Annotated in this window: 20 protein-coding genes; 18 read left to right on the top strand and 2 right to left on the bottom strand. The window is 40.6% G+C overall.

Going from position 1 to position 15,524, the window contains the following annotated elements; genetic code table 11:
• The first annotated feature begins 8 nt into the window (after window positions 1–8).
• Complete coding sequence (locus GX348_02875) at window positions 9–605, top strand: stage V sporulation protein AE (GenBank protein ID NLP41130.1); 597 nt, start codon at window positions 9–11, stop codon at window positions 603–605.
• Entirely contained in the window at window positions 583–2,091 is a 1,509-nt protein-coding gene (locus GX348_02870) for a spore germination protein (GenBank protein ID NLP41129.1), read from the top strand. The genes GX348_02875 and GX348_02870 overlap by 23 nt, the downstream gene beginning before the upstream one ends.
• 51 nt (window positions 2,092–2,142) lie before the next feature.
• Here GX348_02870 and GX348_02865 read toward each other — a convergent pair whose 3' ends face one another.
• Window positions 2,143–2,895: a hypothetical protein gene (locus tag GX348_02865; GenBank protein NLP41128.1), complete on the bottom strand. Its 753-nt coding sequence runs from the start codon at window positions 2,893–2,895 to the stop codon at window positions 2,143–2,145.
• Window positions 2,896–3,146: 251 nt separating this feature from the next.
• On the opposite strand from GX348_02865, the gene GX348_02860 reads away from it, so the two are divergent.
• The 9 genes from GX348_02860 to ytfJ all read left to right on the top strand — a co-directional run bounded on the left by GX348_02860 (window position 3,147) and on the right by ytfJ (window position 8,048).
• Window positions 3,147–3,290 carry a hypothetical protein gene (locus GX348_02860; protein ID NLP41127.1) on the top strand — a complete coding sequence of 48 codons (144 nt, stop codon included), beginning with the start codon at window positions 3,147–3,149 and terminating at the stop codon, window positions 3,288–3,290.
• Between the two features lie 32 nt (window positions 3,291–3,322).
• On the top strand, window positions 3,323–3,451 hold the full coding sequence (locus GX348_02855; protein ID NLP41126.1) for a hypothetical protein: 129 nt from the start codon (window positions 3,323–3,325) through the stop codon (window positions 3,449–3,451).
• The gene (locus tag GX348_02850) at window positions 3,396–3,758 is read left to right on the top strand and encodes a hypothetical protein (GenBank protein NLP41125.1); all 363 of its coding nucleotides are present in this window, start codon (window positions 3,396–3,398) and stop codon (window positions 3,756–3,758) included. Before GX348_02855 ends, GX348_02850 begins: the two co-directional genes overlap by 56 nt.
• A gap of 185 nt (window positions 3,759–3,943) precedes the next feature.
• The gene (locus GX348_02845; GenBank protein ID NLP41124.1) at window positions 3,944–4,564 is read left to right on the top strand and encodes a site-2 protease family protein; all 621 of its coding nucleotides are present in this window, start codon (window positions 3,944–3,946) and stop codon (window positions 4,562–4,564) included.
• A gap of 14 nt (window positions 4,565–4,578) precedes the next feature.
• Window positions 4,579–5,568, top strand: a complete 990-nt coding sequence (trpS, locus tag GX348_02840; GenBank protein ID NLP41123.1) for a tryptophan--tRNA ligase — start codon at window positions 4,579–4,581, stop codon at window positions 5,566–5,568.
• Window position 5,569: 1 nt separating this feature from the next.
• Entirely contained in the window at window positions 5,570–6,289 is a 720-nt protein-coding gene (locus GX348_02835; protein NLP41122.1) for a segregation/condensation protein A, read from the top strand.
• On the top strand, window positions 6,289–6,813 hold the full coding sequence (scpB, locus tag GX348_02830; GenBank protein NLP41121.1) for an SMC-Scp complex subunit ScpB: 525 nt from the start codon (window positions 6,289–6,291) through the stop codon (window positions 6,811–6,813). Before GX348_02835 ends, scpB begins: the two co-directional genes overlap by 1 nt.
• A gap of 109 nt (window positions 6,814–6,922) precedes the next feature.
• Window positions 6,923–7,660: a DUF2953 domain-containing protein gene (locus tag GX348_02825; GenBank protein NLP41120.1), complete on the top strand. Its 738-nt coding sequence runs from the start codon at window positions 6,923–6,925 to the stop codon at window positions 7,658–7,660.
• On the top strand, window positions 7,596–8,048 hold the full coding sequence (gene ytfJ / locus GX348_02820) for a sporulation protein YtfJ (protein ID NLP41119.1): 453 nt from the start codon (window positions 7,596–7,598) through the stop codon (window positions 8,046–8,048). Before GX348_02825 ends, ytfJ begins: the two co-directional genes overlap by 65 nt.
• A gap of 183 nt (window positions 8,049–8,231) precedes the next feature.
• On the opposite strand, the gene GX348_02815 is transcribed toward ytfJ, so the two are convergent.
• Entirely contained in the window at window positions 8,232–8,420 is a 189-nt protein-coding gene (locus tag GX348_02815; GenBank protein NLP41118.1) for a rubrerythrin family protein, read from the bottom strand.
• 178 nt (window positions 8,421–8,598) lie between these two features.
• On the opposite strand from GX348_02815, the gene GX348_02810 reads away from it, so the two are divergent.
• The 7 genes from GX348_02810 (at window position 8,599) to GX348_02780 (ending at window position 15,516) form a co-directional block, all read left to right on the top strand.
• The gene (locus tag GX348_02810; GenBank protein NLP41117.1) at window positions 8,599–9,747 is read left to right on the top strand and encodes a D-alanyl-D-alanine carboxypeptidase; all 1,149 of its coding nucleotides are present in this window, start codon (window positions 8,599–8,601) and stop codon (window positions 9,745–9,747) included.
• Window positions 9,748–9,840: 93 nt separating this feature from the next.
• Window positions 9,841–10,431, top strand: a complete 591-nt coding sequence (locus GX348_02805) for a spore maturation protein (protein NLP41116.1) — start codon at window positions 9,841–9,843, stop codon at window positions 10,429–10,431.
• A gap of 3 nt (window positions 10,432–10,434) precedes the next feature.
• A complete protein-coding gene (locus GX348_02800; protein ID NLP41115.1) occupies window positions 10,435–10,971 on the top strand; it encodes a spore maturation protein in 537 nt (178 codons plus the stop codon).
• Between the two features lie 121 nt (window positions 10,972–11,092).
• Complete coding sequence (locus tag GX348_02795; protein ID NLP41114.1) at window positions 11,093–12,373, top strand: FAD-dependent oxidoreductase; 1,281 nt, start codon at window positions 11,093–11,095, stop codon at window positions 12,371–12,373.
• 14 nt (window positions 12,374–12,387) lie between these two features.
• Window positions 12,388–13,356: a hypothetical protein gene (locus GX348_02790; protein NLP41113.1), complete on the top strand. Its 969-nt coding sequence runs from the start codon at window positions 12,388–12,390 to the stop codon at window positions 13,354–13,356.
• 19 nt (window positions 13,357–13,375) lie between these two features.
• On the top strand, window positions 13,376–14,092 hold the full coding sequence (locus GX348_02785) for an rRNA pseudouridine synthase (protein NLP41112.1): 717 nt from the start codon (window positions 13,376–13,378) through the stop codon (window positions 14,090–14,092).
• 176 nt (window positions 14,093–14,268) lie between these two features.
• Window positions 14,269–15,516, top strand: coding sequence for an NAD(P)/FAD-dependent oxidoreductase (locus tag GX348_02780; protein ID NLP41111.1), 1,248 nt, complete (start codon window positions 14,269–14,271; stop codon window positions 15,514–15,516).
• The last annotated feature ends 8 nt before the right edge of the window (window positions 15,517–15,524 follow it).

The following is a 15,524-nucleotide window of genomic DNA, read 5'->3' as shown; positions in this document are numbered from 1 at the left end:
ACACAATTTTGCCGAAAAAGGTGCGGGTTATACTTATAACTGACGGGGACCGAGTCGCCCAACAAGTTATTGAGGAGATAGGAAACTCGTTAGGGTTAAGATGTATATCAGCTTCGGCAGGAAATCCAACCCCAATAAGCGGTAAGGAAATTGTCGCTTTATTAAAAACAGTACCTTATGATCCGGTATTAGTTATGTTTGACGATCGCGGTGAGAGTAGCAAAGGCTTAGGTGAGCGAGCCATGGAATATGTGGCGTCACATCCCGATATAGAGGTACTCGGGGCTGTGGCGGTAGCATCTAATACAACCGGCATTAACGGTGTTGAAGTTGATGCCAGTGTTACAATGTCAGGCGATATCGTTGCTAGTTCGGTTGACAAGAATGGTGAGATAAAGCAAGGAAGTCGACATGATACACGAATCACTGGTGATACCGTAGATGTTCTAAACGATATCGAAGTACCAGTAATAATTGGTGTTGGGGATATCGGAAAAATGGATAAAGCAGATGATATCAGGCGTGGTGCACCGATTACAAAGAAGGCGATTGAGGAAGTTTTGAAACGGAGTGGCGTAAATTATGGTCATAGAACGCAAGATTGATAAAGATATCGACGTTAATATTAATTACGTAAAAGACCTAGTAGGGGTCGGTGAAAGCTTTGACGTCGTTTTTCGTGAATATAAGGTCGGACGCAAACGTGCAGCTTCATTTTCAATCAATGGCATGGTCAATGACATTTTAATTAGTAACGTTTTTGAAGAGATGGTAGCGTTTAATCAAGAGGAGTTATCACTCAACTTGTTTCAAAAGCTGTATTATTCAAGAGCAACTCATTCGCAGGTAAAACTTATTGACAATATGAATGATGCCCTAACAAGTTTATTGTCTGGTGAAATGCTATTCTTTGTTGAAGGAGAAAGCCAAGTCTTAGTTCTTGATGCCAGGGCATATCCGAGTAGGTCGCCATCTGAGTCAAATATCGAGAAAGTAACGCGCGGGTCGCGCGATTCATTTGTTGAGACAATTGTCTTTAATACCGCATTGATACGCCGGCGGCTACGTGATCCAAATCTCAGATTTGAAATCGTTAAAGTTGGTTCACGGTCACGAGCTGATATAGCAGTTTGTTACATTAAAGATATTACAAATCTTGAGTTAGTAGACACTATAAAAGAACGGCTCAATAATATCAGTATTGATGGTATACCTATGGCTGAACGGACTATAGAGGAATACGTAGTTAAAGGCAGTAAGTGGAATCCTTTGCCTAAAGTCCGATATACCGAACGACCGGACGTTGCGGCAGTTCACCTTTTAGAAGGTCATGTCTGTCTAATTGTGGATACGTCGCCGAATATTATGATTTTACCAACAACCTTCTTCCATCATGTACAACATGCAGAAGAGTTTAGACAAAATGTGGTTATAGGTTCTTATCTTCGTATGGTAAGGTTGTTTGCCGTATTATTATCGCTAATTTTGCCGCCACTATGGCTTGCATTCGCATTACAGCCGCAGCTTCTGCCAGAACCGCTTGCTTTCTTAGGACCGCGTGAGGCTGGTGCTCTGCCAATAGGGATACAGTTTATCTTAGCGGAAATAGGAGTAGAAATTGTAAGGATGGCTACAGTTCATGTTCCTTCACCGCAAGCTACCGCACTTGGTTTTATCGGAGCTTTTATGCTAGGGGATTTTGCTACACAAGTGGGGCTATTCGGAAATGAGGTAATTTTTTATACAGCGGTAGCAGCCGTGGGCTCATTTGCTACACCAAGTATGGAATTTGCCATGGCTATGCGATTTTTTCGCCTAATCCTAGTTGTTGCTGTATTTCTATTCAAGCTGCCAGGCTTTTTATTAGCCTTGGGAGGAATTTTGGTAGCAATGCTCTTTACTAAATCCTTCGGTGTTTCCTATTTGTGGCCTATCTTACCCTTTAATTTTACGGCGCTCAAAGACGTTTTATTCCGGTTGCCAATTCCTGATAAAGTGCTACGGCCAGCAGTATTAAAGCCGCAAGACCAAGATAGAATTGAGACTACTAAAGGCAAAGATAAAAATAAAAATAAGGGCGATAAAGATTAAATTAATACAAGGGGCTGTCTCGATGAGATAGCCCCTTGTATTATTTAATCTTTATTTTTCGCGGAAGAAGTTGCGAATATAGCCAAGGCTTTCGTTAATATTAGCGGTATGCTCTTCAATGGCACCTTTATTTTCGGCATTTACGGCATCTTTCATTTGTTTTATCAAAGAATGGGTTCTTGTTACTTCATCTAATATACCTACTTGCTCCATAGTAGGTTTAGCATTGCCCCAGATACCTTCCAGTTCTTTAACTTTAGACGCTGCCTTCGGCCAATCCTTGTCTTCAACATAGAAGTTAACATTTCTTACCGCATTGCTAACGCCAATTATACTTGAAAGTGGTGAGAGTTTATACGATTTAGCAATGTCTCCAATGCTGCCCATAAACTGGTTGAGGTTTTCGTAAGAGTTAGTAATTTTCTTATCGGCAATAGCTGTTGATAATTCTTGAAGGGCCTTATCTGCTTCTTTAACACCTTTTTTATCGCCAACTAGCGGTTTGGCATTTACCCATATGGTTTGTAAATTATTAAATCCGGCCTCTGCTTGTTCCCAGTTTTCTTTATTGATACCCTCAAATAAGACACCGGCAGTTGCTTCAAGATCGTAGAGCTCAGGCGGTGGCGAGTAAAATCTCTCAAGCAGCGGGGGATTTGGTTTAGACTCTACAGGTTTGCCAGCAGGACCAACATCAGGCTTTTGGGCTGGGGTCATCATGCCGCAGCCGACGAGTAGAAAAGAGATAACAGCAACCGTTATTATACAGTTTATAACTTTTAAATTCTTAGTGAATTTTTGCAATAATACCCCTCCTTTTTCTTTTATTTTTTGTAGGCTGATTACAATTTATTCGGGGCTTATAAAAGCAACAATGTAGGCATTTAACAGGCCGATCACGTTATAATTCAATAAAGTTAAATAAAATTATATAGAAATGTCAGGAGATTACTATTTCTTTAGATGGTTAATATTCGGATTATATATTGCTTCGCGTCCGACGTAACTGATGTTACTTGGGTTAACTAGTGCTTTTTTGAAAGGGGTATTTAAATATGATGCAAGGTATAATGAAGGTAAATGCTCTTGGGCATTTAGAAATCGGGGGATGCGACGCCACTGAGCTAGTAAAAGTATTTGGCACTCCTCTGTATGTAATGGATGAAAACAAAATTCGCCAAACTGTAAGGCGTATGTAGATTCTTTTAAAAAATACTATCCAAAATTTGAAGTGATTTATGCATGTAAAGTGTTTTCTACAGCGGCTGTGTGTAAATTAATTGAGGAGGAAGACATGGGGCTAGATGTTGTTTCGGGAGGCGAACTATATTCTGCGCTTAGTGTTGATTTATCCTGTTGACCGTATTAACTTTCATGGCAATAATAAAACGTATAGCGAAATTGAACTGGCTCTGGAGGCAAGGATCGGTTGTATTGTTGTTGATAATTTTTACGAACTCGATTTGCTTAACAATTTAACACAAGAGAAAAAGGTTAAACAAAAAATATTATTAAGAGTTTCACCGGGTATTGATGCTCTTACTCATCATTATATTAAAACCGGTATGATCGACTCTAAATTTGGAATGGCCATCGCAAATGGTCAAGCGCTTCTTGGAATCAAAACGGAAGCGCAGATGAGGTTGTTAAGCGCGAAAGTTATCTAGACTTGGTAAATAAAGATGTTTTACCAAAAGGAAAAAAATATAAAACATAGTTGAGCTTGAAATAATAAGGAAGACCAGGCATTGGTCTTCTATTTTGCGTTAAAGCCGGTTTTCAGTTATAATAATGAACAGTTATATTTTGCCTTTGCCTTGGAGTGGACAAATACGACTACGTGAGGAAACTAATGTTTGGCTTCGATCAGGATATGATTTTTCGTATTCCGGCCTTACTCATTGCATTAACAATACACGAATATGCTCATGCTCGGGCAGCAGTCTGGATGGGCGATCCTACGCCAAAGTTTTTGGGACGTCTAACCTTAAATCCAATTTCGCATTTAGATCCCATTGGACTTCTAATGTTATGGCTTGTGCAGTTCGGGTGGGCTAAGCCAGTACCGATTAATCCTAATAATTTTCGTGAATGGCGTAAAGGTATGATACTAGTATCGTTCGCTGGTCCTGGATCCAATATTCTTATGGCCTTTATAGTTGCACTGCTCATGGCGATCTTGGGAGAAATGCAGATGTTAAGTAGCTGGGTATATGCTATTCTGCGCTTGACATATGTCTATAATCTTATCTTCGCAATATTTAACTTAGTGCCTGTTCCGCCGCTAGATGGTTCGAAGATCTTATCCAGTTTATTGCCGGCACGGTATAGTGAGATATTTGATCGTATAGAACCTTATGGCACTTTTATACTAATCGGACTCATCTATCTTGGTATTATAGGCACCATTATTTATCCGATTACTTCATTGCTTGACATTATTATTCGCACTGTAATTCACATTTTTATATAGTAGGGGGAATTTAAATGACAAAGGGCCGGATTTTTAGCGGGATGCAACCTTCGGGTAAATTTCATTTAGGGAATTATTTAGGAGCGCTGGAAAACTGGGTCAAATTACAAAATGAGTACGAGTGTTTTTTCAGTATAGTAGACTGGCATGCCCTTACTTCAAGTTTTGAAGATACCAGTAAGTTAACTGAAAACATTCATAATATGGCACTTGACTGGCTTAGCGCTGGTTTAGATCCTGAGAAAAACGTGATTTTTATTCAGTCACATGTAAAAGAGCATGCCGAACTACACTTGTTATTATCAATGATGACGCCATTATCTTGGTTGGAAAGAGTCCCAACCTATAAGGATAAGATTTCGCAATTAGGTTCGCAAGGCAAAGATATTAATACATACGGATTTTTAGGTTATCCAGAGTTAATGACAGCTGACATAATATTGTATAAGGCTGATACTGTGCCAGTCGGTGAAGATCAAATACCTCATCTGGAGTTATCACGCGAAATTGTGCGACGGTTCAACAATATGTATAAGCCGGTATTTCCTGAGCCCAAGGCCTTTTTAGGCAAAGCTTCGGTGCTTCCGGGGATAGACGGTCGCAAGATGAGTAAATCATACGGTAATGAAATTCCGTTTGCTGCAAGCCCTGACGAGCTTAGAGCTCGGGTGCGGCTGATGGTTACCGATCCACAGCGTGTGAAGAAGTCCGATCCCGGTAATCCTAATGTATGCACAGTTTATTCATTCCATAAGATATTCAATAACGACCAGATTGGCGAACTGGCTAAAAACTGCGGCAATGCTAATATCGGCTGTGTCGACTGTAAAAAATGCTTAGCTGAAAAAATGGTAGATTCCTTATCGGATATTCATGCCCGGCGCAGCGAATTGGAGGCAAATCCGGCCCGTGTTAGAGAAATTCTTGTGTATGGTGCTGAACGAGCACGGAAAGTAGCTGCGGCAACTATGGAAGAAGTTCGCCAAGTAATGAATTTACCATAAAATGGACGATTATAAGATTAAACTAGAAGTTTTTGAGGGGCCAATGGCCTTATTAATGCATCTTATTGAAAAAGCTGAATTAGATATTCACGATATTCCGATAGCTAAAGTTACTGAACAATATATGTTATATCTAAAGGCATTGGAAGAGTTTAATATTGAGATTGCTAGTGAGTTTTTAGTAATGGCCGCCAGTTTACTACAGATAAAATCACGGCTTTTGCTACCTCGCCCGGAACATATAGCGGACAATAGTGAAGAAGAAAGCGACCCACGACAAGAACTAATTGAAAGATTATTGGAATATCGTAAATTCAAGCAGCTTGCTAGCATTTTAGACGGTATGGGATCCCAACGCCAACGCTATTACACTAGGTTACCGCAGGAAATCACTGAACGGGTGTTATTGCCAAGCGGGCTAACAATTCATGACCTTATATCGGCACTGGCATCCCTCTTGACTGATGAGAAGGTTAACTTTGCCTTAGTTGAGCATGATGAAGTTAGCGTTCAGGATAAGATGAATGATATTATATCTTTGCTAATAAAACATAACGGGCAGTTGAAATTCACCGAAACAATTATTCGGTCAGGTACGCGCTCAGAAATGATTGCATCTTTTTTAGCTATTCTTGAATTAATGAAATTACGACGAATCGCAATAACGCAGCAAATGCAGTTCGGACCGATTTATCTAATGCTTAGAGAGGAGTATACATAGTGTTTTATTCCCATTTGAAAGGGCATGTTGAAGCCTTGCTCTTTGCCAGCGGAGTACCTTTGCCGCTTGCTAAAATAGCACAAGTGCTTGAAATAGAGGAAGACAATGTTAAGCTGCTGATTGCCCAGCTGAATGAGGATTTGACAGATAATAATCGCGGTCTTACCATTGTTGAAGTTGCTGGGGGATTCCAATTATGCACTAAACCGGAATTAGCTGAGATCATTGAAAGGTTGGCCAATGTTCGTGAAACTAAGCTATCGACTGCTGCTATGGAAACGGTTGCAGTTATTGCCTTTAAACAGCCGATAACCAAGCAGGAAATCGAAGCTATTCGCGGGGTTAAAGTAGATAAGCCGCTTGCTACGCTTATTGATCGTGGCTTAGTAAAAGAACTTGGCCGTAAAGAAACAATTGGCAGACCAATACTATATGGAACAACTGAAGACTTCTTGCAATGTTTTGGATTAAAATCGTTGGCAGAGTTGCCACCATTAGCCGATCTACTAACTGAACAGCCCTAGGGGCTGTTTTTTTTTAAGACTTTAGTGTGTGACTAAGAGCGAATCCAAAATACATATTTACTTAATTAAAGTTAAAAATATATCCGAATGATGCTATAAGGAGACAGTTATGGAATACGGCTTAGCGGCGTTAGCAGCCCAGATTGTAGTGCTTTATGTTTTTTCAAAGCTCATCATTTATATAGATTTACGTTACCATCGTGATAAATCAGATGATTTTATTGTTGTTAATGTCTATCTCGGTAAGAAGTTCATGCTTTACAGTATGAAGGTACCGGTTGTTGAGTTAATAAAAAATGATGAATCACTTTGGCTTTCGTCTGAGATAAAAACTTCAGATGGAACTGCTAAAACTAAAACAAACATTGAACGTGAGCGTCGGTTTCTAAATAATATCGTTAGAATGTATTTTTATAACCCGCGACGTTTGTGGCATGCTTTTAAATCGGTAAAATTTTATGCTAAATTATACCGAAGGGTTATTTGTAGGCTAGTTAATTCGCTAAATTGTGAACGTCTGTATTGGAAGACAACATATGGTTCAGATGATGCTGCCATTACTGGTTTAATGTCGGGAACTTTATGGACAGTTAAAGGTATGTTAGTAACTGTGCTAAGGCGACGTTTCTGCTTTAGTGCTCCGCCAGAACTGTCGGTAACTCCTGCGTTTGGGCAAGCTTGTTTTTACGTCGACTTTCAGTGCATATTCAGTCTAAGACTTGGAAAAGTTATAAGTGCAGCAACAATTTTGACAAATTTAAGTGGTAAGGGGGCAGCAACTGGTGGCCGAGCATCCAATCCAAGGGCTAATGAAGACAGCTATGGAAAGTATAAAAGATATGGTTGATGTCAATACTATCGTTGGCGATCCGGTAGAAACACCTGATGGCACTGTTATAATTCCAATTTCGAGGGTAACTTTTGGTTTTGCTGCTGGGGGTGGAGATTTTGAATCAGAAGAAGAGCCGGAACAGCTTGGCAATTCCTTCGGCGGAGGGAGCGGTGCTGGAGTTAGTGTAAAACCAGTCGGATTCTTAGTGTGTACGCAATCTAGCGGCGTGAAATTCCTGCCGGTAGAAGGTAATCTTGTGTATGACCGGGTGCTGGATTTAGTTCCGCAAGTGCTGTCTAAGATTCAGGCAATGATGTCAAAAAAACAGCAGCAGGACGAATTAGAAGATTTGGCACAAACAGCGGAGACGCAAGCAGCTCAGTCGCAGCAACTACAAGTATAAATTGTAAACCGTCTACACTGTAGGCGGTTTTCTATTTATAAGGTCACAAGAGTCTGTAAAATTAAAGCGCCAATACTAAAGAATAAATTAGTATTGGCGTTAATGGTATATTATTTACTTTATGAAATTGTTGGAAGATTTTGCACATAACAGTATAGCTTATTTCATATAAATTTTAATAGCTTATTGCAACTTTTCCAATTCATTTTTTATTTTCGTTGCATGTAATGCTTCAGCTTCTGCAAAGTGGCGGTAAAGCTTGGAAACTTCTTCATTATTTATTTGTTCGGCAAATGTCTGATAATCTCGCACAAGCTCTTGCTTTTGAGTAAGCGTAGACCGTAAGGCTGTTTTCAAATCCATCATTTCCATGGTTTCACCTCCCTCAAATTAATATTATAATGTCCTATTTATATCATAAAAATGTATGACCACTTTGACGACTGGGTAAAACATATATATAATAATTACTAGTTTACTTTTTCCGTATTTAAATTTAATTATGCACTTATAAAATGCTTTTTTTACGACTATGATTGAGGGGTATTATATGATGTATAAGTATAAACTGTTTTACATATTATTACTATTTTTTATGGTTCCGATGCAAGTCATGGCAGCTCCTAGCAAACCACCAGAAGTTACAGCAAAATCGGCAATTGTTATTGAGGCCAATACCGGAAAAGTGTTATATGCTAAGGAAAGTGAACAAAGACGTTATCCTGCTAGTACGACCAAGATAATGACATTAATAGTTGCGCTTGAACACGGCAATCTAGAGGACATAGTAACTACAAGTGCTAATGCTGCCAGTACCGAGGGCTCCTCGCTGTGGTTGACAGAAGGTGAACAGCTCAAACTTAAGGACATGTTATACGGAATCATGTTAGTTTCAGGAAATGATGCAACGGTAGCTGTAGCCGAACATATATCTGGTTCACTACCCAAATTCGCAAGGTTGATGACTGAGAAGGCTCATGCTATAGGAGCAACTTCAACTTCATTTACTAATTCGAGTGGTCTGCCAGATCCAAATCATTATTCTACTGCTCATGACCTTGCAAAAATTACTGCATACGGCTACAAAAATCCAATGTTTACGCAAATAGTAGGAAGCAAAAGCAAGATTATCCCATGGCCGGGTAAAGATTACGACCGTGAACTCTTTAATGAAAACCGGATGCTTTGGCTATACGAAGGCGCCAATGGTGTTAAAACTGGTTACACGGAAGCCGCAGGCCGCTGCTTAGTTTCAGCAGCTAATAAGAATGGTATTCAACTTATAACAGTTGTTTTGGATAGTGATCATATGTGGGAAGACTCTATTGCGTTATTGGATTACGGTTTTGATAATATTTCACCTGAGATAATTTTTAACAAAGGTGAAATTTTAAAGACAATCAAGGTCACAAATGGCAAAAGTGGAAGTGTAAAACTGCTAGTAAATTCAAAAATAGTTGCGCCAATTTCCGAAACCGACAAAAATGAGTTTAGGACCGAGATTGAGGCGCCTGCTAAAGTCGAGGCCCCAATAAAAGCTGGGCAGACACTTGGTACAGTCAAATTAATATATAAGGATATTGAGGTGGAAACGGCTGATTTAGTGGCTGCCGAAAGTATTGAGAAAAAGTCGTTGTTCGGTTTGCTGTGGAGTTCAGTGTGGAATTTTTTTACATTCATTATTCGTAACTTTGCTTAAGAGGGAGTATCCCTCTTTTTTTATTGTCTTCGAAAGGCTGCACTTGTTCTAGTTACCTGGGATGATTCATACGCTCTTAGCGAGGTGATGCAGGTGATTAATATAATTTGGGTACTTTTAATGGCTGGCGGAATTATCTATGCCGGCCTGAACGGACGAATTGAAATTATAACGCAAAGTGCAATAACAGCTGCAGAGGATGCCGTAAACCTTTCTTTTAAACTAATAGGCGTTATGTGCCTGTGGCTTGGTATCATGAAAATTGCTGAAGCCTCTGGTTTTGTACGTTTTATATCGATATTGCTGAGTCCAGTTATCCGCTTGCTGTTTCCTAGTGTACCGTCCAGTCATCCGGCAATGGGAGCAATAATCATGACACTAAGCGCAAATATGCTCGGGCTTGGTAATGCTGTAACGCCGCTTGGTATTAAGGCAATGCAGGAACTGCAGAAACTAAACATAAAAAAAGACACCGCATCTCCTGCAATGTGCACCTTACTTGCTTTGTGCACTACAGGTTTTACACTGGTCCCGGCTACTATTATTGCGCTGCGATCGGCGGCTGGCTCTGTAAATCCTGCTGAAATAGTAGGCGCAACCCTTGCAGTAAGTCTTGGAGCGACTGTCATTGCCATTACTGTTGACCGCATATGCCGGATGGTATTTGCCCGCGATAGGAGGTAGCAAATGTTTGAAGAACTATGTAGTTTATTATCGAGCTGGGCAATACCAGCTTTACTGCTCGGAATTCCCATCATTGGCGTTATACGACGGGTGAAGGTATACGAATTATTTGTCGAAGGTGCCGCCGAGGGGTTTCACACTTCAATTCGTATAATGCCGTTTTTAGTAGCAATGCTGGTAGCTGTAAATATTTTTCGGGCCTCAGGGGCGATGGATTTGCTTATTGGGATCTTTGAACCTGTACTTAATGCTTTCGGAATTCCGGCCGATTTAGCCCCTCTCGCTATAATGCGTCCTTTATCCGGATCAGGTGCGCTTGGTCTTGTTACTGAGATTTTAAATACTTATGGCCCGGACTCCATGGTCGGACGGATTGCCTCAACGGTACTTGGCAGTACTGATACAACTTTTTATATTCTGACTGTTTATTTTGGAGCTGTTGGGATTAGGAATCCTCGATATTCTGTTTTTGTTGGTCTAACGGGTGATGTTGCGGGATTTTTAGGCTCAATATATGTATGTACGCTATTGTTTAGCTAAAATAAAACCAATTTGGAAAACTGGCAGCTTTTGCTGCCAGTCCTTTTTTTGACTGTTGTGACACTTTGGGGCGCTAAGAATAGACTGTATTGTGATTAAGGAAGTGAATGGAGGGACGTCCATGGTAAAGGTAGTCGTTGCAGGCGGCGGTTGGGCGGGATGCGCAGCAGCATTGTCAGCTGCTAAGGCTGGAGCCGAGGTGATACTAATTGAGCGAACCGATTTATTATTGGGAACGGGACTAGTCGGCGGAATATTCCGTAATAACGGACGTTATACTGCAGCTGAGGAAGCCATTGCGATGGGAGGAGGCGATCTTTTTGTTGCAATGGATGCTAATAGCCGTCATGAGGGTATTAATTTTCCAGGGCATAACCACGCATCGCTTTATGATGTAACAACAATGGAACCTTTAGTAAGGAAGGTACTACAAAATTATAATATTGAAATAAAAACAAAAACACGCGTTATAGATATAATTAAATATGGTAAGACCATAAAAGCACTAATCTTAGATCATGATGAGGTAGTTCGAGGAGATGTATTTATCGATACAACTGGCTCAGCCGGCCCGATGGGCAATTGTCTTACATATGGTAACGGTTGCTCAATGTGTATTTTACGGTGCCCGTCATTTGGACCGCGGATTAGCGTTACCAGTAAAGCGGAAGTAAAAGAGATTATGGGCTGCAAAGCTGATGGGTCATTTGGTGCGATGAGCGGTTCCTGTAAGCTAAATAAAGATTCCTTAAGTTTGGAAATTAGAGAACAGCTCGATTCTGCAGGTGTGGTAGTATTGCCGTTGCCGGAAAGTCTTCAAAAAACTGGGACACTAGGCAAAAAAGCATGTTCACAGTATGCCGTAAAAGAATATGCAACAAACTTAGTATTGCTCGACACCGGGCATGCAAAGCTAATGACGTCATATTTTCCGCTTGATGATTTACGCAAGGTCCCAGGGCTTGAGCGCGCCCGTTATGAAGATCCTTACTCGGGCGGTGTTGGTAATTCGGTGCGTTATTTAGGAATTGCGCCATGCAGTAACTATTTAAAGGTTGATGGGGTTGATAACTTATTCTGCGCGGGTGAAAAATCGGCCATACTAGTTGGTCATACCGAGGCTATTATTACAGGATTATTAGCAGGTCATAATGCAGTTCGACATTGTCTCGATATGCAATACCTAGAAATTCCAACAAGTTTAGCCATCGGTGATTTTATCGCCTATGTTCATGAGCAAATGACTACAGATTTGGGACTAAGGGTGCGCTATACCTTCTCTGGTTCAGTTTATTTTGACAGGATGAAGTCTAGGGAGTTATATTCTACAAATCGTAATGTTATCAAAGAGCGGGTAGCAAGTGCAGGGTTGACCGACATTTATAATACCTGTCTAGTATAGGAGGGTGCTACGTTATGCATAATAATATGAGCCGTTGTATTGACATAAATTCAGCGTATTGCCCTTGTCTGCTAGCTGAAACAAATAATTGCGTTTTCTGTAGTCATCTTCAGGGAAAGTTCATGTGCGATTGTAATTGGGCCGGGGTATGCGTTTTGTATGAAAAATATTGGCAGCCTAAGAAACGTTGTTTAAGAGGCGGAGATGTTTTGTCTGTGCGGGTTGAAGCTGAAACACAGTATGAGATAATCGAGCGAATAAATGAACATGTCTATAGGCTTGAATTTGTTTTGCCTAATGAACTTGCCGAAAGTTTGACAAAGGCTGGGGCATTTATCTTTATGCGTTGCCCCGGGGACCCTGATTTTTATTATTTTCCGGTCGGAATAATGAAGGTTAATCAGAATAAAGTCCAAGTAGTGATTGAAGCTATAGGACCTAAATCACGTAGAATATTAAGTGAAACTTGCAGTAAGATTATGGTTAGGGGACCTTATTTCAATGGGATACTCGGGCAACCATGGATTGACAATACTGAGAACAGTAGGATATTATTGGTTGCAGGAGGAATGGGGCAGCCGCCGGCACTTGCTATTGCAAGCAAGTTAGTAAACAATAATAATGAAGTTACGGCTGTATTAGCCCCTGGTCATATCGGTAAAGTTTTTATTGGCGACGAATTACGAGCACTTGGAATCCAAGTCAAGGACGTCACATCGATGCGCCGTGACGGGCTGGATATGCTTACTAATATTTTCAGTGAGTATGATTTGGTTGTGAGTGCCGGACCTGATGAACAGCATTATGGTGTTATTGATGCCATGCAGAGAGCTGATATAAATCTGCCGATGGCTGCTACCAATAATGCTACTATGTGCTGTGGTGAGGGTATATGCGGAAGCTGCCAAAAAGAGACTCAACGCAGTGGAGTTATTCGAACCTGTAAAGTACAAACAGATTTTAAAGATATTATTCGTGACTAATGAACTATTGGAGGCTCTAATGGAAGAACGGTTGCAGAAAATTATCAGTCAGGCCGGGATTGCCTCCCGCCGTCATGCCGAAAAGTTAATTACTGACGGGCGGGTTTCAGTTAATGGCCGTATTGTTACAGAGCTTGGCACTAAAGTTGAGCCGTACAAGAATAAAATTGCAGTTGATGGCAAGGTTATTGCTGTTGAAAAGTACGTCTATATATTGCTGAATAAGCCGAAGGGCGTTGTTACCACTCTCAATGATCCTCAAAAACGTAAGACAGTGGCAGATTTGATTAGAGATATCCCCGAGCGGATTTACCCTGTCGGCAGACTTGATTACAACACTGAAGGATTGCTTTTACTGACTAATGACGGGGAATTAACAAATGCGCTAATTCATCCTAGTCGTAAGGTTAGAAAAGTTTACTTAGCTATCGTCGAGGGCTTTCCAACTGAAGAGAAACTTGATCGATTACGAGTTGGCATAAGGTTGGATGATGGCATGACGGCTCCCGCTTTAGTAAATATTGTAGATTTTGATAGGGAAAGAAATTTAACCGCACTTGAAATAGTAATTCATGAAGGTAAGAATAGACAAATTCGCCGAATGTGCGAGAAAATCGGGCATCCGGTAAAGCAACTTAAGCGAATTAAGTTTGCCTTTCTGGATTTACAAGGAGTTAGAAGAGGCAGTTACAGGTTCCTAACTCCGGCTGAAGTAGCTGAATTAAAAAGCTTATAATACCAGGTTAAATCTTTAAAATAAGGGTTTTAAGGTCAGCAGAGTTTATAGCGGCAAATTTTGATGACAGAGGTACAGCCGACGGCTTCGCTGTCGCTAAGGGCTCGGCAGAAGCCGGGCTTTCTTATTTATGGAGAGTTCCTAGCAGTAAATAAATTAGACGGGTGAAAAATATCATGCAGCGAATTATTGTTGTGGGCGGCGGAGCCGCTGGGCTTATGGCGGCGTATAGTGCCGCAAAAAATGGTGGAACGGCTACAGTTTTAGAAAAAATGCCGGATATTGGAAGGAAAATTTTGATAACCGGTAAGGGAAGGTGCAATATCACTAATAGCGCCGATATTAAGACAATTATTAAAAATATACCTGGCAACGGTGCATTTCTTTATAGTGCACTTAGTGCTTTTGATAATAACGATGTCGTCAGTTTTATGAATGAATACGGAGTTAAAACAAAGGTAGAGCGTGGCAACCGAGTTTTTCCAGTTAGTGATAAAGCCCGCGATGTTGTTGCCGCCTTTGCGAAAGCTTTAGCCCGTGTGGGTGCAACGGTTATAACTGGGACAACTGTGAAAAAAATTAGGGTTGCTGAAAATAAAGTCGTTGGAGTCGTAACGGAAAAAGGACACGAATATAATGCCGATGCTATTATTGTGGCAACAGGCGGTGCATCTTATCCGGGTACCGGGTCTTCGGGGGATGGATATAGAATAGCCAAGGAACTAGGTCACACTGTTACATCTCTTAAACCTTCACTCGTGCCATTAGAAGTAGCTGAAGAGTGGGTACAAGATTTGCAAGGCTTGTCGCTTCGTAATATTACGGCTAGCGTTATATTCGAAGGTAAAAAAGTTGCTGAAGAATTCGGTGAGATGCTGTTTACCCACTACGGTCTTAGTGGACCGATAATCTTGTCGTTGAGCAAAAAAGTTGCTGAATTATTGAATAATCATAACAAGGAAGTTATGGTTTCGATTAATTTAAAACCAGCGCTAAGTCTTGAAATCCTAGATCAACGGATTCAGCGAGACTTCGAAAAGTTTTCGCGTAAACAGTTTAAAAATGCATTAAGTGACTTATTGCCAGCTAAACTGATTGAGACATTTATCGATTTGTCGTTTATTGATCCTGAAAAACCTGTCAACCAGATTACTAAAAAAGAGCGCCAACGGATGATTGAGTTGTTGACTGATCTTAGACTCACTATTACTAAAACCAGACCGATTAGTGAGGCGATAGTAACGGCTGGTGGAGTAAATATTAAAGAAATTAATCCGAAGACAATGGAATCCAAATTAATAAACGGTTTATATTTTGCTGGCGAAGTTATTGATATTGATGGGTTTACTGGCGGGTATAATCTTCAAGCTGCATTTGCAACAGGCTATGTGGCAGGATATCAATCTGTATTATCTCGGCAGTAGAATTTCAA

The organism is Veillonellaceae bacterium (assembly GCA_012523975.1).
Classification (GTDB): domain Bacteria; phylum Bacillota; class Negativicutes; order JAAYSF01; family JAAYSF01; genus JAAYSF01.
The sequence above is the reverse complement of the archived record's forward strand: the minus strand, read 5'-3'. Positions and strand labels throughout refer to the sequence as shown.